We start from the raw sequence: 20919 nt of genomic DNA, 5'->3' as shown, positions 1-20919 counted from the left end.
TGCATTATATGACGAACATATGTTCCTGTCAATGAACCAACAACACCGCTACTCCTTCATCCCGCCGCTGGCCAGCAAAATATTAATGTTCTGCTGCTGCCGGTACTCATTGGGCGTCACGTTATATTTCTTGCGGAACATCTGCGTAAAATGCCGCATGTCCTGATAGCCGATGTATTCGGCGATTTCCGCGACCTTCAGCTTCGGGTTCAGCAGGAGTTGCTTCGCTTGCTCCAGCCGGAGCGAGGTCACGTACTCCTTGTAGCCAAGCCCGACCTTCTGCTTGAACAGCTGACTGAAATAGGCCGAGTTCAGGTAGACGATGGAGGCGACCTTTTCCAGGGAGAGATCCTCGTTGTAGTGCTCCTTGATGTACTGCAAGGCAACATCGATTGCCTTCTCCCCGCTGCCTTTCGCTGGATCCAGCAAGGTGACCGGCGAATCGGAGGCCTGCTTCATGCGCATGACCACCTGCGGCACCATCTTGAAATCGTTGTTCAGACCTGAATGGACGATCTGAAAAGGCACCTTCAAATAGTGCTTCATATGTGCCTTCACTTCGTCTTGAAACTGTCCGATTCGTTCCGGATCCCGCGGCGTAATCAGTCCCAGCAGACTTTGCCGGTCGTAGCTGACAACAAACCCCCGTCCATGGCGTTCAATCAACTCGGAGAGCACATTTTCCACGATGAAATGCTCAAGCCGCACGCTTTTGTCCCCGGCATCCATCTGGACCATCATCAAATAAAAGCTGAGATAGTCCTCCATAAACGGTGTCAGATCCAGATTGCCAATATCCAGGCCTGAGGCCAGCCGCTGGAACATGCCTTCGCGCAAATATTTCAAATTCGCCTTCAAGAGCTCCTCTTCCTTGATCAGCTCGCTTTCCTCGCGGATTTCCGCCGCCAGGGTACTGATGATTTCCTGCAGCCGGGTTTTCCCGATCGGCTTGAGCAGATAATCGCGGGCCCCCAACCGCACCGCTTCCTGGGCGTAGGCAAACTCGCTGTGGGCCGAGATAACCACCCACTTCACGTAGGGATACTTGCGTTTGGAAATCCGCATGAATTCCAGCCCGTTCATCCCCGGCATCAAAATATCCGTTAGGACGATGTCGAAACGCTGCTCTCCCATCAGTTTAACCGCCTCTTCTGCTCCTTCCGCCAAATCCACCGCATATTCCGGGGAGATCCGCTTAATCGTCCGTTTGATCCCTTCGCGAATCGCCCGTTCGTCGTCGGCTATCAGAATATTCACTATGAAACGTCTCCTTCCATTGGAAGCGGCAGCACGACGGCCACCTTGGTTCCTTCATCGGGAATGCTCTCGATCTCCAGACCGTAACGTTCACCAAACATATGCTGGATGCGGCGATGCAGGTTTTGCAGCCCGATGCCGCTGCTGCCCGTGCCGGACTCCCTCGGGATTTGCCGGTTCAACGACTGCTTCAGCCAAGCCAGCCGCTCACCATTCATCCCATTCCCGTTGTCCTCCACGACGATCTTTAATACGTCCCCGACCTCCTGCGTATATAGCTTAAGCACGCCTTGGCGTTTCAAGGACTCGAGCCCGTATTTTACGGCGTTTTCGATGATCGGCTGAACGGTCATTTTCGGCAGGCGGATCCCCATCCAACGCTCGTCAACCGACGTTTCCACCCGCAGCCGGCCCTCCAGCCGGATCAGGATGATCGTCAAATAATGGTGGATCTGCTCCAGCTCTTCGCGCAGCGTAACCTTGGCTCCATCTTTCCACTCGCTGCTGTAGCGGAACATCGAAGACAGCGATAAGACGAGCTCGCCTAACCGATCGTTCTCCTTCTCATCCAGCAGCCAGTAAATCATATCCAGTGTGTTATACAAAAAATGCGGGTTCACCTGAGACTGCAGCGCATGCAGCTCGGCATTCTTCTCGCTGACCGAAGAGACCTTGACTCTTTCGATCAGCTCCTCGATCCGGCTAACCATCCGGTTAAAGGAGGCGACAAGAATGTTGATCTCCTGGTAAGAGGACACGTTCACCATCCCGCGGAAATTCCCGATCTCTACCTGTTTCATCTCACGAATCAGCTTCTTCAGCGGATTGGCGATCGTCCGCGATACGAGGCTGGCGACGACGGCGGAGACGATGATCAGGATCGAGATAACGATCAGTAAATACCGTTTGGTCTCCACCAGCTCCACGTTCAAATCCTGGCGCGGCGTCACGCTGACGACCGACCAGTCGGAGAAAGGCAGCCGGGAGGCCACGGTAATGCCGGAATCTTTCTGCTCCACCACCATATTACGGGATCCCTCCAGCTTGGGGAGGTTCGGCAACACCGGTGCCGGCTCGGTCAGCGACGAGACGACCTGACCCTGCTGATTCATCAGATAGACCTCGCTATGCTCGCCCAGCTTCAAATTATCTAGGGCATCCAGCACAGGCCCGGGGTTCACCTCAAAGAGAGCAATCCCGATCGGCTTGTGTTCATTCAAATCGTAAATTTGCCGGCCAAAAGCGAACACCGGACTGTCTTCGTTCATATCAATCAGCGAATGGGCATAAACGCCTAGCCACACCAATTTCCCCGACGAATCGCGGAGTTGGTGATACCATTCTTCCTTCGGATAGTCCGAATCGAGCACATTCATCGAGTTGCCGTAATTATAGATTTTCCCCCGGTTGGTGATGACATGGATGCCCACCAGATCGTCGCGCGAATAAAAAATCGCCCCGATAATATTTGTAATCGATTGCTCATTGATATAGGCTATCGCCGGTTCGTCGGTTTTCTCGTTCAACAGGCGGATCATTTCGAAATTGTTCGTGATCGACTTGGACAAGCTGTCGTACCCTTCGTAAAGCAGGCTGAACAACCCGGCGGTCTGGGCCACGTTTTTTTGCGACAGGTCGCTGATTTTCTCGTGATATTGCTCGGTGGTCCGGTTATAGTAAAGCAGGCTGACGATCAGCAAAATGCCCGACATGCAAAAAAGAAACAGCAAAAACAACCGATGGTTGATGGAATGAAAGCCGTTTCGCAACTGTTTTCCCCCTCCCATCCTCGTGTCCTGCTGCTCCTCCATTATAAGTCCGCTTCCCTATTTTGCAAGATAATCCCTTTAACCTTTGACGGCCCCTGCAACCATCCCTTTCGTAATCTGGTTCGACAGGAAGAAATAGATCAGAATGACCGGCAGTGCGCCCATAACGAGGAAAGCGCCGATCGCCCCGTAGTTGACGGAATATTGGCTGACGAACGTATATACCCCAAAGGGTAAGGTCTTTAGCTTCTCTGAAGAGATAAACGTCGCGGCCAAAATATATTCGTTCCAGATCGTGATAAAGGTAAGGATACACACCGTCATCATCGGCGGCACGGACACGGGAATAATGATGCTGCGGAAGATCCGGTAAATGCTCGCCCCGTCGATAAAAGCCGACTCCTCGATTTCCGCCGGGATGCTCTTCATGAACCCGCTGAGAATAAAGACGGCGATCGGGGTGGAGAAAGCGATATACGGCAATATGAGCGACAGATGGGTATTCAGAATATCAACGTTTTTGAAAATCACCATCAGCGGCAACAGCGTGGCCTGCATCGGGATCATCATCCCCATCAGAAAGACGGTCATGACCAAGCCGCCGTACTTCCAGCGGAAACGTGAAATCGCGTACGCCACCATCGAGCTCAGGAGGATGACGCAGATCATGGTGATCGCGGTGACCATCACGCTGTTCGATAAATATTTCAAATAGCTGCCGGACTCGTAAGCATCTTTGTAATTATGCCACTGCAGCGCCTTAGGCAAGGCGAAGAAGCTCCCGCTCATGATCTCCTCATTCGTCTTCAAGGAATACAGCAGCAGCCACAACAGCGGGTACAGCTGAGTAACAACCGGAATCGCAAAGAGCAGATACACGATTCCCTTTTTGATTTTGCGCATGGACCTCGCCTCCTTGGCTAGCTGTATTTTTTCTCGAGCTTGTTGAAGATGGAATTGATGATCGCCGTGCATACAAGGCACAACAGAACCAGGAACGTGGCAATCGCGCTGCCGTACCCGTACTTTAAGGACAGGAACGAGCTGTTGTACATATGCGTGGAGATGACGTCGGTAGCATGCGCCGGACCGCCGGCCGTCATGACCATCACGAGGTCAAACGCCTGCAGGGAGCCGATAAACGCCAAGACGATCGATATTTTAAAAATCGGGACGATTAGCGGCATCGTGATGTAACGATCTGCTTTGAAGCCTTCCGCCCCGTCGATTTTCGCGGCTTCATAAATTTCGTCCGGAATGTTCTGCACCCCGGTGTATTGGATCAACAGGTGGTAGCCGAAATACTGCCACAACGACACGAAGTACAAGCTGAACATGGCGATCTTCGGCTCGGTCAGCCAGTTATGCGTCCAACTGTCCAATCCGAGGGCAATAAGCACGCCGTTCAACATCCCGCCCATCGAGGTCGGGTTATAGATGGTTTTCCAGAGTTGTCCGATAATAACGACCGATAAAATCACCGGCGTAAAATAAATCGACGCCAGCGTATTTCCCTTCTTCAAATAACGGCTGAGCAAAATGGCGAAAAACAAGCAAAGCGGAATTTCCAACATGGAAGCTACCGCATAAAGCAACGTTCTCCTGACCGACGGCCAGAAGACTGGATCGTTCCAGAACATGTCGCGGAAGTTGGATAACCCCGTAAATTTCGCAGTGGTGATCCCGTCCCAATTCAATAAACTGGTCCCAAACGATACGACAATGGGAACAAACACCAGGCACACATACAACAACAGACAAGGCAATACGAAGACGGCTATTGTGCGTGCAGGCACCTTCAGTACTTTCATCTCTCCGCCCCCCAATAGAAATGCGATGCGAAGAAGCGCTCTGGCACGAATGCTCATAAGGCTGCTTCGCATCGATGGAAAGGTAACTTTTTAGTTTTTATACGGTAGGGTTAGTTCATTATTGCTTATTGGCTTCGAAGGCGGTTTGATGTTCTTTGGCTACTTGAGCGGATTCCACTTTCTGTACAAACAGGTTTTGGATGCTGCTCAGGTGGACTTGCGCGGTTGCCGGATTCATCGTGTTGTCAAACGCCAGGTCGCCGCCCTTCACTTGGTTGAACAATTCAGCCACGTTGATGGCGAGGTCGGAGTAACCGGCTGCTTTCAGGTCGCCGTCGACTTTTTGGCCGAGACCTACGGCGTTTTTGTTCTCAAATTGCTTCTTCGGGAAGTTCAGCGTAAAGAAGTTCAAGAAGTCCTTTGTTTCCTGCAAATGCTCGCTGTTCGCCGATACCGCAAACGCGCTGCCCGGTGCGAGCATGAACTCGTTTGGATCGCCCTTGCCGTTCACAGTCGGGAATTGGAATGCGCCGACCTTGCCAGCTACAGACGAAGCATCGATGGCGCCGGTTTCCCAGGATCCGATCACCCACATCGCCGCTTGACCGGATTTGAAGATGTTGCCGCCCGCCGTTGCGTCAATGGAGGTTGCGCCGTCCGGGAACGCGCCGGCTTGCACCAGCTCTTGGAACTTGTCGACGGCTTCGATGAAGGCCGGATCTTCAAACGTCTTCTTGCCGTCCATCACGTCTTGCAGGAACCCAGGGCCGCCGTTCGTACGAAGCAGGATGTTCATGAACAGGAACGAACCGGTCCAGGAATCCTTCTCGCCGATCGCCAGCGGCGTGATGCCTTTTTCTTTGAAGATCTTCACGTCAGCCAGGAACTCATCGAACGTTTCCGGTGTTTTGGTGATGCCGGCTTGCTCGAACAGTTCCTTATTGTAATAAACCACTTCGATATTGTTGCCGTCCGGCAGGGCATACACGTTGCCGTCAAAGCTGTAGTAATCAAGCAATCCCGCTTGGTACGTGTCCTTCAGGCCGTTTTGGTCCAGCATGTCGTTGAGCGGCGCCAGCAGGCCGGCGTCCACGAACGGTTTCATTTGCGCCGCCGGGTTCACGATCGTAATGTCCGGAACTTCTTTGGATGCGGCTTGCGTTTTGAGCTTGATTTTTTGCTGGTCGGTATTCAGCGTGTCGAGTTCGATATGGATGTTGGGATGCGCCGTTTCGTACTCTTCAACCAGCGCATGGATCGTTTTATAGGACGGAGTAGCCGGGTCTGGATAAATGTTCTGGAACGTGATAGTGATCTTCTCGCCGCCGCTCCCGCTCTTCGCCCCGTTTCCGGCCGGCTCGTTCGCCGCTGCATTGTTCTTCGCCGCGTTGCCTCCGCATGCCGACAAGCTCAGCGCCAGCACGGCGGTTAAAGCGATTGCCGAAGTTCTCTTCCATAGCTTCTTATTGACCATTGAATCATGCCCCCTGTGTTTAGGATAAAACCATTATTTCGCCTTTAAGCGCTTTCAACAAGGCGCGAACTTTGGATATCCGGTTGATTTTTTTTAGGAATGTAGAATTTCCCCTGTTTCCTTGGAATTGGGAATAGGGGTGGAGCGGAATGCACAGCGCAGGGCGAGGGCGTGGATGCAGCAGGACGTGGTAGGGCGAGGGGGTGCGGGGGGCGCGGGGGGTGCGGGGGGATCGGTAGATGCGGTGGGCGTGGGGGGCATGGGGGGGCGCGGTGGGCGTGGTAGGTGCGGTAGGTGCGGTAGGTGCGGTGGTGGGCCCGGTGGGTGCGGTAGGATCGGGAGCCCCGGGGGAAGTGCGACTAATGTTGCATGTTGTACAACACCCACAGCAATTAGGTGTTCTGCTGCAAAAATGTTGCATTTTCTGCAACATTATTAGCCGGCATGGGACTGCCGCCCTCAAAATGTTGCATTTTGTACAACATTTCACAGCAAATCGGGCGCTCTGTCGCAAAAATGCTGCACTTTCTGCAACATTATAGCTAGAACCCCGGTGGATCAGGGTAAAATGTTGTACATTCTGCAACATTTCAACATCAGCACGGATCGGCAAGAAGCCGATAGGAACGCAACCGCTCCTCGTAATCGGGGATCGGCGAGACGATCAAAAACTCGTCGTTAAGACACTCGCGTTGCATGTTCTGCAGCTGTTCGCGGACCTGATGCCCTGTCCCGACAAGCCCTTGGAAAGGCGAACCTCCGCGGGCGAGGAATCCTTCGGCCGCCTTCGCCGCTAGGGTCTCCGCCTGCTCTTTCGTCTCTGCACAAATGACACTAACGGCAAGTATCGTCGTTGGCTGGGCTTGGTGCAAGGAAGGGCGGAAGGTTTCACGATAGGTCCGCAGGATCTCTCCCCCATCGCTTTCACTCATAAATTGACCGAAGACGTAACCCGTTCCGAGTTCGGCCGCATAACATGCACTTTTGACATTAGTGCCAAGCATCCATAGATCGAGCGGAAGATGGGGAATTGGCCGAGCAGTAACGGGATGATCGTCGTAGCGATAACGATCCGCAAGCAAGTCAGAGAGATCCTTCGCTAGCTGCGGATAACGAGCTACCCGTTCCAGAAAATTACCGCTTAACGCCATCGCCGCATGCGCCTCCCCGCCGGGAGCTCTCCCGATCCCAAGATCGATACGCCCCGGATAGAGGGCCGCAAGGAGCCGGAAGTTTTCCGCTACCTTCAGCGGGCTATAATGCGGCAGCAATACGGCTCCTGATCCAAGACGGATCCGGCGGGTAGCCGCTCCGATCGCTGACAGCAGCACCTCTGGCGCCGCACTGGCCAGACCCTCCATATCGTGATGTTCCGCCGTCCAGTACCGCAGATATCCCAGTTCTTCCGCTTGCCGGGCCAACCGGATGGCTTGTTCAAGTGCCGCTTCCGCCTTAGTCCCCGGGAGCTTCGGAACCAAATCCAGCACGCTAAGCTTTAGCCTTAGCTTCAGCTTCATCTCAGAATCATTCATCGTACGCCTCCTTCTCCACCTCAGGTTCCCCTTCCTCTCGAAAGTACAAACGTTTCACGCCGCCCGGCCCAACCCGGGTGTCCCAGAAACTCAAATTCGGTTGAAGCAGTGAACAGATCAATGAGATAACCCCGCCATGGGTGACGATGAGCAAACGGGTGGGTTCAAGCGGCTGTGATGCGGTTAGCGGCAAAGACGGATATAATCGAACCGCTGACGGCGGGAATGTCTCCCGCAATCGGACGTTTGCCAAACTGCCAAAGCTGGAGTTGGAGTTGGAGATAGAGTCGGATCCCGCTAACGCTTCCGTCCTCGTTAAGAATTCCCCGCACACCCCCGACACACGTGCCTCAAAAGCCTGCCATGATTCGCCGTCAGGTGGCGTTGCGGCTTGCGGATCGTCGATCCAAGTACGGTAACGCTCGTTGTCCTTGAGCATCTCATACGTCTGGCCCTCCCACCGGCCGAAATTCATTTCCCGCAGGCGGGGGTCCTGCTGCGCGCCGTCCAGTAAGTCTGGACGGGCCCAGGCTAACGTTTCGCGGCAGCGCCTTAAATCACTGACATACACCGCCGCGAAATCGACCCCCGCCAGTTCCCGGCGCAGCTCGGCCAAGCCCGATGCTTCACCCGGCAGCAGGGGGAGATCACTATGCCCTTGATACCGGCGTTCGGCGTTCCAGGCCGTGAGGCCATGACGAACCAGCCACCATTCCACGTTCATTCACGTTCACCTCCCAGGCCATTCCCCTCCAAAGTTAAGTTCAAGCTCAAGGCCCGCCGCTAATTCACGAATCGAGTCTCCCATTCCGATTAAATCCATGTCCAATTGCCGGTGATCGCAATCCATATCCCCGTTCCTACGATTACCATCGCATTCGCCGCCCAGAACATCAGTTTCGCCGTCTTCGCTACGTCCTCGGGAACCAGCTCTCGGGTCTTGTCGCCCATATAGGCGCGGAACGAGACGACGCTGTGGTAGGAGTTCTCCCCGCCAAGGCGTACGCCTAGAGCCCCGGCCACCGCCGCTTCCGGGTAGCCGCTGTTCGGGCTCGGATGCTTGGCGGCATCGCGGCGTACCATTCGCCAGACGCCGCGGGCATCCAACCGCAAGGCCCATGCTGCGACGTAGAGCAGCAGCGCCGTCAACCGGGCGGGGATGTAATTGGCGATATCGTCCAACCGGGCGGAAGCCCAGCCGAGATCGATGTATTTGTCGTTCTTATAGCCGACCATCGAATCGAGGGTGTTCACCGCCCGGTATGCCATCGCCAGCGGGGCACCGCCCAGCAGGCCATAAACAAGCGGCGACACGACGGCGTCGACGATGTTCTCGGCGACGGTTTCGACGGCGCCGCGCGTGATCTCCGGCGCATCCAAGTGCGCCGTGTCGCGCCCGACGATCATGCCGAGCGCGCGGCGGGCGGTAGGCAGGTCACCGCGCAGCAGGTGCCCGGCCACGTCCATCCCAGCCATGCGCAAGCCTTTGGCGGCGATCGTCGTCCAGATGAGGGCGGCCTCCACTGCGGCCGCCAGCCACGGGCTGACCTGGGCCAGCAAGCGCAGCAGCGCCCAGGTCAAGACAAAGCTGCCGCCGGCGACGACCAGCGGCAGCAGCACCCCCGCCGCCCGATAGCGGCGGGGCGGAACGAGGCGGCGGATGGCCGCCTCGAGCGCGGCGATCGCCTTGCCCATCCCCACCACCGGGTGGGGAAGCCAGCGCGGATCGCCGAGCAGCCGGTCGAGCGCATACGCGACCGGCAACACCCACCACGCCGCCATCATCGGCGTGCTCCCGCGCCTGCGGCCGCTGCGCGCAGCGACGCGCCTACGGCGGCGTACACCAGGCGGCCCACCGTGCCGCCCAGGTCCGTCGCGGTGCCCGCGTAAGCGTGCAGCAGCGGCCAGTCGGCCCGCTGACTCACGCCAAGCGCGACCGCGTCGGTCGTGGTGCCGGTGGCCGCAAGCCCGTTCTCGGCGTCCAGCACGCCGAGTTCGCCCAGCGCGGCCGTCTTGGCCTCCGTCGCCGTCATCACGGCGTTGACCATCGCCGCCGGCGTCAGCCGTCCGTCCACGGCCAGCAGCACATTAATCGTTCCCGGTGTCCACGAGGCCGGGAACGTCGTCCGCCGAACGCCGGCCCGCGCGGCATTCGAAGCTCCCGCCGTCGCGCAGCAGAAGACGGCGAAATCGCCTCCCCGCTCCTCCGCCACCGCCGCGTAGCGCATCGGCACCGCCGTCAGCAGCCCGGCCGTTCCTTCAGCCGGATAACCCCACTGCCCCAGCAGATCCGCGATATCCCGCGCTGGGTCATCGCAGCGGTAATGCCGGTCTACGTAGATGTTGACCATTCGGCTAAGCTTGCCGAAGCCGCCGCCATACACCGCGCTGCTCAGCCCGTCCATCTCCTGCGGGGCTTCCAGCAACAAATGGCGCTCCCCGTATTCCAGCTTCAAGCCAGGCCAGGCTTCAGATGCATAAACCTTGCCCGGGTTCGCCTCCATAAAAGGCATCTCGATCGTCATTCTTCCCTTCCTCCCAAATCCACGTCTTGCGCAATCGCAAACGATACTCGTTCAATTCATCCCTACCGTCAGGAATTCACAGGAATCCCAATCATCCCGTTCCTCTTGAATTCTCCTCACCGCTTCTCCCCTACAACGCTTCCCCCATCACCGCTTCCAGCTCCCGCAGCAGTTTGCCGCAGGCCGGTTCGTCCTTCACCGCCAGCCGAATGTCCCGCTCCGTCAGCCCCGGGTACATCGCGCAGCTGCGCACCAGCACGCCGCGCCGTCCGAGCGCGGTCTGTATCGATTCGGCCGTCCACGGCTCCGGTACCCGGACAAGCAGGAAGTTCGCTTCGCCTGGCCAAGTTTGGCAGCCCAGCCGCATCAGCTCACCCATCAGCCGATCGCGCTGCTGCTTCACCAATTCCATAGTCGTTCGTTCGTACGAAACGTCCGCCCCCAAGCAAAACTCCCCCGCCAGCAGTGCCAACGAATTGACGCTCCAGGTCACCTGCTTGTCCCGCATGCGCCGGGCCGTCTCCGGATGCGCGATCGCAAACCCGAGCCGGAGGCCCGGGATCGCGTAAAACTTCGTCATCGACCGGATCAGGATGAGATGCGGATATTCCCCCAGTTCCGGCAGCAACGTTCGGCGCTCCGGTTCCGGGATAAAGTCGATAAACGCTTCATCTATCACCACGTACGTGCCGTATCTCTCTCCTGCCGCGGCGAACCGCCGCAGCTCGTCCATCCCATATTGCACCCCGTTCGGGTTGTTGGGTTGCCCGATGAACGTCAAATTCGTTTCACGAATCAGCCCTTCAATCTCCTCCGGCGCCGCCTTAAACGCCCGCTCCTCTGTCCCGAACACCGACATCACCTCGGCGCCAAACTGTTCCGAAAGGGTGCGGTATTCGGAGAAGCAAGGCTCTACTATCCCGACCTTCTCCGGGGCGAGTCCAAGCAGCGCCAACGCCATATTTTCCGCCGCCCCGTTGCCGACGACTAATGCATCCCCCTCCACTTGAAGGCGGGCTGCCAACTGCATCACCAGCTTGCGATGTCCGGGATCCGGATAACGCACAATACCCGGCAGCGCCTCCCGAAGGGCATCCAGCAACCCCGGCGGCGGCCCCAGCGGATTAATGTTCGCGCTAAAATCCGTCCATTCTCCCGCCGCCACGCCGTACCGGGCCGAAGCCGTCACCAGGTCGCCGCCGTGGCCGTAAACTTCCAACTCCATGACTGATCCCTCTTTCCTTATGCTCCTTGCATCAATGCACGTTATTCTTTTCTCTCCAAAAAAGTTCAGGTGTCCCCATTATCTGTTCCCGGTCACCTCCCGTCAATAAGGAAGCTATTCGGTTCTTTTTCACCAAATATCCCTGCTCCCTCTTTGGTTTCGACATCAATTGGTTTACAATAAATTCATATGCGTGTAAGACTACATACCGGGGCCTGAGATTCAGGCGTCCGGCCGCAAATAGGAGGATGGAGAACCATGCTGTTTATTGATAACGAAGGCATTACCGATGCATCCGTCAATTTGGCCATCGAAGAATATGCCCTGAGACATTTGCCGCTGGAGGACGACAGCTATTTGCTGTTCTATATCAACGCCCCTTCCATCATTATCGGCAAGCACCAGAACACCATCGAGGAGATCAATCAGGAATACGTCAAGGAGAACGGCGTGCAAGTCGTGCGACGGCTTTCCGGAGGCGGCGCGGTATACCACGACCTCGGGAATTTGAACTTCAGCTTCATTACCAAGGACGACGGTGAGTCTTTCCACAACTTCCGCAAGTTTACCGAGCCGGTGGTGCAGGCATTGAAATCGCTGGGTGTGAATGCGGAGATGACCGGACGCAACGACCTTCAGGTCGGGGAGCAAAAGATTTCCGGCAATGCCCAATTCGCCACGCGAGGCCGCATGTTCAGCCACGGCACGTTGATGTTTAACCTAAACCTGGACAACGTACAGGCTTCGCTGCATGCCAATCCGGAGAAGTTCAAATCGAAAAGTACCAAATCCGTACGCAGCCGGGTCGCCAACATCATCGACTTTCTGGACCGCAAAATGACAATTGAGGAATTCCGCGCCGAGTTGCTGCGGCATATTTTTGGCATGGAACCGAACGCCGTGCCTCAATATAAATTGACGGAAGCAGACTGGGCGAAGATCCGTGAGATTTCCGCTCAGCGCTATAAAAACTGGGATTGGAATTACGGTTTGTCGCCGGAGAGCAACGTGAAGCATGCCAAGAAATTTCCGGTCGGCATCATCGATCTGCGCATGAACATCAAAGACGGACACATTCAAGACATCAAGATTTACGGGGACTTCTTTGGCGTCGGCGACGTGGCGGATATCGAGGACAAGCTGAGAGGCGTGAAATACGAGGATTCGGCTGTGCGAGAAGCTTTAGCTGGCATTGAGGTGAAGCACTACTTCGGCAATCTGGAGCTGGACGACTTTATCGGACTGGTATTCCTTGAAGAATAACGAACCTGCCCTATCTTTGAAAAAGCCCGCCATAAACCGGACCCGACTGGCCGATATGGGCCTGTTGTTCGTCGCGTTCATGTGGGGCTGTACCTTCCTGATCGTTCAACATGCGGTGCAGGTGCTCCCGCCCCTGGCCTTTAACGCCATCCGCTTTATCGGGGCGGCGCTGCTGCTCGCTTTGATCATCGCCGTGTTTTATCGGCAGGAATGGAAGCAATTATCCTGGAGTATGGCGGGACATGCGGCGCTGCTTGGTTTGTTCCTGTTCCTCGGCTATTCGTTTCAAACGGTCGGCTTGCTGTATACCTCCACCTCGAACGCAGGGTTCATTACAGGATTGTCCGTCGTCATCGTGCCTTTTTTGTCATTTTGGCTGCTGAAGCATCGCATCTCCCGGTTCACCTGGATAAGCGCGTTGCTGGCCGCCGCCGGACTCTATCTGCTAGCGTTCGCCGGTACCCAGGGTCTGGCTTTGAATCGCGGCGATGCCCTCGTGTTCTTATGCGCCATTGCCTTTGGGCTGCATGTCGCCTACACCGGCGTGTTTGCTCCCCGTTATCCGGCGCTTCCTTTAGCATCGCTGCAAATGTTGGTCGTCGGCGTTCTCAGCGCGGCTGGATCGCTGCTGTTTGAACGTTCGGCTTCTTGGACCGAAACGGCCGGTCAACTGATGCAGCCGGAGGTATGGCTTGCGCTACTCGTATCGATCGGGCCGACCAGTGCGTTCGCGTTTTGGATTCAGACGGTAGCTCAGAAGTTTACCAGCCCTTCCCGGGTCGCCGTCATTTTCGCCATGGAGCCGGTGTTCGCCGCGGCGACCGGCGTGCTTTTCGGAGGCGAACGGCTTGGTTTGGCGGCAGGGATCGGCTGTATGTGCATTTTAGGCGGTATGTTGCTCGCGGAATTGAAATCCGCCGGTTAGAGAGAGATCATTCCAAAAGGAGAGAAACCATGTATAAACTGATTGCCATCGATATCGATGATACCTTAATTAATGACGACAAAGAGGTTACTCCTGCAACGCAGCAGGCGTTGGAGCAAGCGGTGTCCAAGGGGGTAGTCGTTACCCTGGCAACTGGCCGCGCCTACGCTTCGGCCCAAGCGATCGCCCGTCAGACCGGGCTGAACGTGCCGATTATTACGTACCAGGGAGCGCTGGTCAAAAATCTGATGGACGAAAAAGTGCTCTACGAGCGTTACGTCCCGATGGAAGCGGCGCGCCAACTGTTTGAATACTGCATCGAGCGCAACCTGCACCTGCAAACGTACATCGACGACAAGTTGTACGCCCGCGAGGAGAACCAGAAGCTTATCGACTATACCACGCTAAACCGGACGCGGTATTACGTGGAGCCGGATTTCGCCAAGCTGGTGGCCCAGCCAACGCCGAAAATGCTGATCATCGACGAGCCTGATTACCTGGACCAAATCGCGCCGGAGCTGCGCGAATTGCTGGGGGACGGCGTTCATATCACCAAGTCCAAGCCGAATTTCCTGGAAATCATGCATGCGGAAGGCACGAAAGGCCATGCCCTGCGTTTCCTGGCGGCCCATTTTGGCTGCGACTTGTCGCAAACGATTGCCATCGGCGATTCGTGGAACGACCATGAGATGCTGGAGGCTGCTGGCCTGGGCGTAGCGATGGGCAATGCCATCCCCGCATTGAAGGACATCGCCGACTTCGTCACCCTGAGCAACAACGAGGACGGCGTGAAGCACGTGATCGATCAGTTTGTGTTAAATGCAAAAAACTAACTGGATTCCTCCAGTTAGTTTTTTTTTAGCTGAAATTTCGTTTATCATTTGCTGCAAAACGCCCAAAACTCGAAATCTATTCGGTTTTTCATATAGATTCAGGGCTTTTGCACCCGATTGGGACGAATAAGCATGAAATTTCATATACATTGGGTCCAAGTGACCTGACGTGGGTGAAATGTATTCGAATTTTCGCATACATTCGGCAGAAAGTATCGGTAGCGGGTAAATTGTATTCGATTTTTCGCATACATTAACCTCATGCCTACAGGGAACGGAGCTCGGAAGACATCCCCTCGGCCCCCGCTTCGGAACGGCTCGGATATCCGCTTGAACAACCATTCGGAAATCTCCCTAAACATCTGCTCGAACATCCGTTTGAACATCTGCTCGGACATTCACCCGGACGCCCAATCCGCCATCACTCCCCCGTCTGCAGCAGTACCCTCATCCCCGTCGCAGCAAACGCCACGCCCTCCGGCAATCCATAATCGCGCCGAAGGTCGAGGTCGTGCGACAGGTGCGTAAACACCGTTCGTGTCGGTCGAACTTCGTTCAAGAGCTCGAGCGCTTCCTTTACATCATACACCGACCGGGTCGCGAACTCCGCCAACTCATGATAAAAGCTCGTGCCCAGTACCAACAGATCTAGACCATGCAACGGCTCCTTTTGCTCCTCCGGTAAAGCGATCGAATCGGAGCAATAGGCCCAGGCGAAGCAGCCTTTCTCCAATCGGTACGCATACGAAAATCCGTTCTTGCCGTGGAACACCTTCCACGCGCGGATCTGCCACCCGGCCAGCCGGGTCCCTTCGCTGCCAACGGCATGCAGATCTAAATGACCGCCTAGCCACGGATATTGCCGAAGGATCGTGTCCAGCACCTCCTGCGGCGCGTGCAGCTGTCCCCGTCTCCCCAGCCAACGGCAAGCATCCGCCCATTCGGGCAGTCCGCCAATATGGTCGAAATGGGCGTGCGTAACCAGAATTTGCTCGGTAAAACGTTGTCCTCTACGTTCCATGCCGGTCCGCCAATCCGGGCCGCAGTCAATCAGGAAGCTGCCTTCATCACCTTCTACCGCGACTAAAGCGCGATATCTCCGATTCACGCCGCTGGTGCTTCGCGCTTCCGCGCAAACCTCACAATCACAATACACCCTTGGAACCCCCATCGCATCCCCGGTGCCGATAAACTCGAGCTGATCCATATTGAAACGTCTCCCTCCTGACGAGCCACTTGTCTATTTTTTACGAAATCTCCCGCCATCGAGACCAGTCTGTCTTGAGGGTTGACTACGTCTTATGCGCACAGTAATTATCGTCCAAGCAAATCCAGCGAGATGGAATTCGAGTCCTTATACATGTCCGGCGAACCAGATATCGGCTCGATCGTCAGCTCCAAATCGTCATTGACATTCAGCGTCTTGTCCTTGACGTAAAGATGTGCCCGATTCGCATGATATTGCAGCAATCCCAGGCTGTCGCGCGCGCCTTCCTTCACGATCCAGACGCGAATGGTTTGACCTTTGTCCGGGACCAACCCGCCAACCAGCATGAGCATTTCCCGGGTGGCGGCGTTGTACCACACCCTCCCGTTTTCCGGCTCCAAACGGCCCATGGCGATCGGATAAGAGATCGTATCCGGCTTGGACAGGACCGATAGGGCTTCCGGCTCGTACGTTTGCACATAACGGTCCCAACCTGCTTCGGGTTGGTTCAGATGATCCAAAGCGTATCCCAAGCCCATCAGCACCATCAGGGCTGCAGCCAGTGACACCGTCCACTTCCAGCGTACCGATAGCAAGCGTAACGCCCGACGTCGCCACCCGACTCCTCTCACCCGGCGACGCAGGCTGCGCCGAATTCGTTCAGAAGGAAGGGCATCTGCCCACGGGTCAATACGCTGAGTGGAAGAAGTGACAGCCTGCTCCTGGAGGTGCGGTTGCACTCGCACTGGTTGCACCGGCATGACTAGCGCCGGCTTCGGGTCTCCGCTAACGGGTATCCCTGGCATGTCCGTCTGTGATGCGTCAACGCCTGCAATCCCCAGGACGTCCTCCCAATACGTTTTCTGCCCCAGACAGATCGCACAGGTGTCCAAATGCTTCGCCATTTCAGAGCGCTTCGTCTCCGCCATTGTCCCCAGCAGCCAATCGATCCACTCCTGCTCGGTATACATCCGAACACATACGCCGTCGTGCTCCGCCCCGTTGATTTTGCGAGCATTATCGCCGGTTTGCCCGTTCATGCTCGTTCCCTCCTTCCAGCGATTCTCCCCAACCCTGCTTCTCCAACTGCTTGCGCAAATGATTCAGGCCATATCGCACCCAGGACTTCACGGTACCGATTGGCACGCTCCAGGCCTCCGCCATCTCGCGCTGGGTCTGCAGGGCGAAATAGGAACCCACGATCGCCCTCTTCTGCGGTTCCGGCAGGGTGTAAATCGCCGTGCGGAGCGCCTCCCGCTCCAGTCGCGACAAGGCTTCGCTCTCGCCGGAGCCGTCTTCGTCCACCGCATCCCGGAGCAGGGCCTCGTCGCCTGGATACTCCAGCCGCGCTTTACGCCGCAAGCGGTCCAGGCTGCGGCTCCGGGTCATGACCGCCAGCCAGGCCTTGATCGAACCGCGTGACGGATCATAGTCCTGTCCGCGTCGCAGCACCTCCAGAAACACCTCATGGCAAATATCTTCGGCCTCCATCCGCTCCCCAACCAGACGGCCGGCCACCTGCATGACAAAAGGAGAATAACAGGCGTAAAACGCATCAAATGCCGACACCGAACCTTCGCACATTTCGCGCAGACGCCAGGTCATCTCTTCATTTTGCAGGTCCATGTTTGTCCCTCCCGCAAAATTTCTCCTCTTCTTACCTCCCGTTTTACCAAAAATGGTTTCGCTTGAAAACCCCAATTTTTTTTGCTCGGAATAAATCCAAGGCGTCGTTTCGTGCGTACCCTTGATGAACATCAATATTTCATAGGGGGTATAAAAGATGCATCAAACCTTTCGAAAAGCAGCGTTCCTGCTGCTCATTGTGATCACGGCCGTAGGCGGTGCTCTATCCGGGGTTGGCAGAGCCTCGGCGGCCGGTTCGTTGGAACTTTACTCACCTTACTTAGAGTGGTCCGCAGCGCCGGGCGAATCCGTATCGTATACGATCGATCTCGTCAATCATGGCGGAAGCACGGCATCAGCCAACCTCTCTTTAGATTCGCAAAGCAAGGACTGGAAATACGAATTGACCGCGGGCGGCCGCGAGGTCTCGCGCCTGGCGGTAAAGGCCGGAGAGACCCAAACCTTCAACCTCGACCTCGACGTACCGCTGCAAGTCAACAAAGGCCGGTACGTATTCAATCTCAAAGCGGACGATGTCACATTGCCGCTCGTCGTCAACGTCTCGGAGCAGGGCACCTTCAAAACCGAGTTAACCTTGGACCAGGCTAATATGGAAGGCCATTCCGACTCCACTTTCACGTACAGCGCGGTGCTGCGCAACCGGACGACGCAAAAACAGACCTATGCCTTCAGCGCACAAGCCGAGCAAGGCTGGGACGTCCGCTTTAAAGCCGACGGCAACAGCGTAACTTCGGTCGAAGTCGAACCCAATGCCGAGAAGACGATTACGATTGAGGTGAAGCCGCCTGAACAAATCAAAGCCGGCAAGTACGAAATCCCGATTGCAGCTACAAGCGGCGATTCAACCGCCAACGCCAAGATTGAAGCCGTCGTGACGGGAACGTACGATATGAAATTTTCCACGACGGATGATCGGCTTAGCACTGACGTGGGGGCGGGTTCCGAACGCAAGCTGACCTTTGTCGTTCAAAATACCGGTTCCGCCGAGCTGCAAGACCTCTCCTTCTCTTCGTCCGCGCCAACGGATTGGGAAGTGTCGTTCGAACCTTCGTCGATCACATCGATCGCGCCGGGCGAGAGCAAGCAGGTCCAAGCCACGATCAAGTCGAGCAAGAAATCGCTCCCCGGGGATTACGTGGTCAGTCTGACCGCCTCCTCCGCAAACAAAAGCGCGAACGCCGATCTGCGGGTGACCGTGAAATCGTCCGTATTATGGGGATGGGTGGGGGTTCTCATCATACTGGCGGTTTGTGGCGGCATCTATTACCTGTTCCGGAAATACGGGAGAAGATAATCCATGGTTACTGAGACCGGTATGCGTATGACACCCACCCCATCGGCCAACGGCGAACGTCCGGTCGTCGAGCTGGTGCAGTTGACCAAGAAATACGGCGAGGCCACAGCTGTCGATCATCTGAATTTGAGCATCGCCCGCGGGGAGATTTTCGGATTGCTTGGTCCCAATGGCGCAGGGAAAACCACAACGATCCTGATGATGCTCGGGCTGACCGATCCGACCTCGGGGCATGCACGAATCTGCGGATTCGATCCGACGCGCGAGGCGCTTAAGGTCAAGCGGAAGGTTGGTTATCTGCCTGATGACGTCGGGTTCTATGAGGACCGGACGGCACTGGATAATCTCATGTACACGGCACGGCTCAACGGCGTATCGGAGCAAGAGGCCCTCCAGCGCGCCAAAGCCCTTCTGGAGAAAACCGGACTTGCGGACAACGCCGGTAAAAAGGTCGGGGCGTTCTCCCGCGGGATGCGGCAGCGTCTGGGTCTGGCCGACGTGCTCATCAAAAACCCGGAGGTCATCATTCTCGACGAGCCTACGCTCGGGATCGACCCCGAAGGGGTACGGGAGCTGCTCGCCCTCATCTCCTCGCTGAGCCGCGACGAGAAATTGACGGTACTGCTATCCTCGCACCACCTGCATCAGGTCCAGCAAATTTGCGACCGCGTCGGTTTGTTCGTCGAAGGCCGTCTGATCGCCGCCGGCGACATCCGCTCCTTATCCAAGCAGTTGGACGCGGACGGCAACGTCTACGTCGAGGTTGGCGCCAAAGGCTGGACGGAGGAGTTGGCCCTGCACATCGCCGGTTTGGAAGGCGTCCGCGGCATCCGCTACCCGGTTCAAGGCGACGACGAGCTTGAGCGGGGCGTGACCGCAACCGTGGTATGCGAGCGCGACCTGACCGCCCAAATTGCCGATGCCGTCATTCACGGGGACGCGGAGCTTGTGTACATCCGCCGGAAGGAGTACGGGCTTGACGATATCTATCATCGTTATTTCGAAAGAAGGGGTGAGCAATGATGCAGCCAAACAAAGCGGCCGACGGCCGTTCGCCGAAGGAACTGCTGCGCCTGAACGAATGGCGGGAGCGCGCAAGAAGACAGTGGGCGGAACTGCGTCCCGCCGGCGAAGCTGATCCGCCCCGGGAACGCTCGTTTTCCTCCTTTTGGGTCATGGTGCAGAAGGAAATCGGCGATCATCTGAGCAGTTGGCGGTTCGGGATCCTGATGGGCATTATCGTGCTGGCTTGTATTGGCTCGATTTATTCGGCCGTCACGGCCATTCGATCGGGCGGCAGCGCGGCTGACGGAGGGGCGGGAGATACGTTCCTGTTCCTGAAAATGTATACTCTAACCAGTTCGGCGCTGGCGGTACCCTCCTTCTCTACATTCCTGTCCTGGCTAGGACCGCTGATCGGCATCACGCTCGGCTTCGACGCCGTCAACTCCGAACGGAACAAAGGGACGTTAGGCCGCCTTCTGTCGCAGCCGATTTACCGCGACGATTTTCTGAAAGCCAAGTTCGTCTCGGCATTGGCGATGATCGCCGTCGTCGTGTTTTCACTGGGCCTGCTCGTGATGGGGCTTGGCTTGTTTACGATCGGCTACCCGCCAACGCCGGAGGAGTTTGCCCGCATCTTCATCTTTTTGCTGATAGCGGTGGTATACATCGGCTTCTGGTTATGCCTGTCGATCCTGTTCTCGATCCGCTTCCGGCAGGCAGCGACGTCGGCGCTGTCGTCCATTGCCATTTGGCTGTTCTTTACGATCTTCTACAGCATGATCATCAACATGATCGACAGCGCGACGGCCGTCTCCCAGATGGCGACGCCGGATGCGCAGCTGCGGCAAATGAACCTCGTGCTGACGCTGAACCGCCTGTCTCCGACGGAGCTGTTCTCGGAGACGATCTCGACGATGCTTTCCCCCGGAGTCCGCGCATTGGGGCCGTTGACAATGGACCAGCTCGTGGGTGCAATCGCCAGCCCTTTGTCGCTGGGCCAAAGCCTGCTGCTGATCTGGCCGCAGCTGACCGGACTGCTCGCCGCCACGATGATCTGCTTCGGCCTGTCCTACGTCCTGTTCATGCGCCAGGAAGTGCGGTCGAGAGGCTAACCGAAATCGTACGCAAAGAAGCCGCTGAATATTTCAGCGG

General features: G+C 56.5%; 19 protein-coding genes. 6 read left to right on the top strand and 13 right to left on the bottom strand.

The genetic code is table 11. The features are described 5' to 3' along the window. Window positions 1-48 precede the first annotated feature (48 nt). From IM700_RS02245 to IM700_RS02200, 10 genes are all read right to left on the bottom strand, one after another. Window positions 49-1257, bottom strand: a complete 1209-nt coding sequence (locus IM700_RS02245; RefSeq protein ID WP_193415476.1) for a response regulator — start codon at window positions 1255-1257, stop codon at window positions 49-51. After that, complete coding sequence (locus IM700_RS02240) at window positions 1257-3026, bottom strand: cache domain-containing sensor histidine kinase (protein WP_155607607.1); 1770 nt, start codon at window positions 3024-3026, stop codon at window positions 1257-1259. The genes IM700_RS02245 and IM700_RS02240 overlap by 1 nt, the downstream gene beginning before the upstream one ends. Window positions 3027-3104: 78 nt before the next feature. Next, the gene (locus tag IM700_RS02235) at window positions 3105-3929 is read right to left on the bottom strand and encodes a carbohydrate ABC transporter permease (protein ID WP_155607608.1); all 825 of its coding nucleotides are present in this window, start codon (window positions 3927-3929) and stop codon (window positions 3105-3107) included. A 17-nt stretch (window positions 3930-3946) separates the two neighbouring features. Next, a complete protein-coding gene (locus IM700_RS02230) occupies window positions 3947-4837 on the bottom strand; it encodes a carbohydrate ABC transporter permease (RefSeq protein ID WP_155607609.1) in 891 nt (296 codons plus the stop codon). A 118-nt stretch (window positions 4838-4955) separates the two neighbouring features. Continuing rightward, window positions 4956-6311: an extracellular solute-binding protein gene (locus IM700_RS02225; protein ID WP_155607610.1), complete on the bottom strand. Its 1356-nt coding sequence runs from the start codon at window positions 6309-6311 to the stop codon at window positions 4956-4958. Window positions 6312-6907: 596 nt separating this feature from the next. Then, window positions 6908-7843: an LLM class flavin-dependent oxidoreductase gene (locus IM700_RS02220; protein WP_239483503.1), complete on the bottom strand. Its 936-nt coding sequence runs from the start codon at window positions 7841-7843 to the stop codon at window positions 6908-6910. Then, window positions 7836-8567 carry a histidine phosphatase family protein gene (locus tag IM700_RS02215; protein WP_193415477.1) on the bottom strand — a complete coding sequence of 244 codons (732 nt, stop codon included), beginning with the start codon at window positions 8565-8567 and terminating at the stop codon, window positions 7836-7838. Before IM700_RS02215 ends, IM700_RS02220 begins: the two co-directional genes overlap by 8 nt. An 89-nt stretch (window positions 8568-8656) precedes the next feature. Next, window positions 8657-9625 carry an adenosylcobinamide-phosphate synthase CbiB gene (gene cbiB, locus IM700_RS02210; RefSeq protein WP_193415822.1) on the bottom strand — a complete coding sequence of 323 codons (969 nt, stop codon included), beginning with the start codon at window positions 9623-9625 and terminating at the stop codon, window positions 8657-8659. Further along, entirely contained in the window at window positions 9625-10368 is a 744-nt protein-coding gene (locus IM700_RS02205) for an adenosylcobinamide amidohydrolase (protein ID WP_193415478.1), read from the bottom strand. The genes cbiB and IM700_RS02205 overlap by 1 nt, the downstream gene beginning before the upstream one ends. Window positions 10369-10498: 130 nt before the next feature. Beyond that, window positions 10499-11593: a pyridoxal phosphate-dependent aminotransferase gene (locus IM700_RS02200; RefSeq protein ID WP_193415479.1), complete on the bottom strand. Its 1095-nt coding sequence runs from the start codon at window positions 11591-11593 to the stop codon at window positions 10499-10501. Between the two features lie 258 nt (window positions 11594-11851). On the opposite strand from IM700_RS02200, the gene IM700_RS02195 reads away from it, so the two are divergent. The 3 genes from IM700_RS02195 to IM700_RS02185 are packed head-to-tail and all read left to right on the top strand — an operon-like array spanning window position 11852 to window position 14614. After that, complete coding sequence (locus IM700_RS02195; protein ID WP_193415480.1) at window positions 11852-12856, top strand: lipoate--protein ligase; 1005 nt, start codon at window positions 11852-11854, stop codon at window positions 12854-12856. A gap of 31 nt (window positions 12857-12887) precedes the next feature. Then, the gene (locus IM700_RS02190) at window positions 12888-13781 is read left to right on the top strand and encodes an EamA family transporter (RefSeq protein ID WP_193415824.1); all 894 of its coding nucleotides are present in this window, start codon (window positions 12888-12890) and stop codon (window positions 13779-13781) included. Window positions 13782-13810: 29 nt separating this feature from the next. Then, window positions 13811-14614 carry a Cof-type HAD-IIB family hydrolase gene (locus IM700_RS02185; RefSeq protein WP_193415481.1) on the top strand — a complete coding sequence of 268 codons (804 nt, stop codon included), beginning with the start codon at window positions 13811-13813 and terminating at the stop codon, window positions 14612-14614. Window positions 14615-15035: 421 nt separating this feature from the next. On the opposite strand, the gene IM700_RS02180 is transcribed toward IM700_RS02185, so the two are convergent. The 3 genes from IM700_RS02180 to IM700_RS02170 all read right to left on the bottom strand — a co-directional run bounded on the left by IM700_RS02180 (window position 15036) and on the right by IM700_RS02170 (window position 17447). Then, complete coding sequence (locus tag IM700_RS02180; RefSeq protein ID WP_193415482.1) at window positions 15036-15821, bottom strand: MBL fold metallo-hydrolase; 786 nt, start codon at window positions 15819-15821, stop codon at window positions 15036-15038. A 107-nt stretch (window positions 15822-15928) separates the two neighbouring features. After that, complete coding sequence (locus IM700_RS02175; protein ID WP_193415483.1) at window positions 15929-16861, bottom strand: anti-sigma factor; 933 nt, start codon at window positions 16859-16861, stop codon at window positions 15929-15931. Then, window positions 16839-17447: an RNA polymerase sigma factor gene (locus tag IM700_RS02170; protein WP_155606522.1), complete on the bottom strand. Its 609-nt coding sequence runs from the start codon at window positions 17445-17447 to the stop codon at window positions 16839-16841. The genes IM700_RS02175 and IM700_RS02170 overlap by 23 nt, the downstream gene beginning before the upstream one ends. Window positions 17448-17604: 157 nt before the next feature. Here IM700_RS02170 and IM700_RS02165 point away from each other — a divergent pair, with 157 nt between their 5' ends. The 3 genes from IM700_RS02165 to IM700_RS02155 are packed head-to-tail and all read left to right on the top strand — an operon-like array spanning window position 17605 to window position 20879. Beyond that, window positions 17605-18762, top strand: a complete 1158-nt coding sequence (locus IM700_RS02165) for a COG1470 family protein (RefSeq protein WP_193415484.1) — start codon at window positions 17605-17607, stop codon at window positions 18760-18762. 3 nt (window positions 18763-18765) lie between these two features. Further along, window positions 18766-19785 (top strand): ABC transporter ATP-binding protein, encoded by a 1020-nt coding sequence (locus tag IM700_RS02160; protein ID WP_193415485.1) that lies wholly within the window; start codon window positions 18766-18768, stop codon window positions 19783-19785. Further along, window positions 19782-20879, top strand: coding sequence for an ABC transporter permease (locus IM700_RS02155; RefSeq protein ID WP_204801104.1), 1098 nt, complete (start codon window positions 19782-19784; stop codon window positions 20877-20879). Before IM700_RS02160 ends, IM700_RS02155 begins: the two co-directional genes overlap by 4 nt. Window positions 20880-20919: the final 40 nt, after the last annotated feature.

Source organism: Paenibacillus rhizolycopersici (genome assembly GCF_014947195.2).
Lineage (GTDB): Bacteria > Bacillota > Bacilli > Paenibacillales > Paenibacillaceae > Fontibacillus > Fontibacillus rhizolycopersici.
Note: the sequence above shows the minus strand (reverse complement) of the source record. Positions and strands in the feature narration are given on the sequence as shown.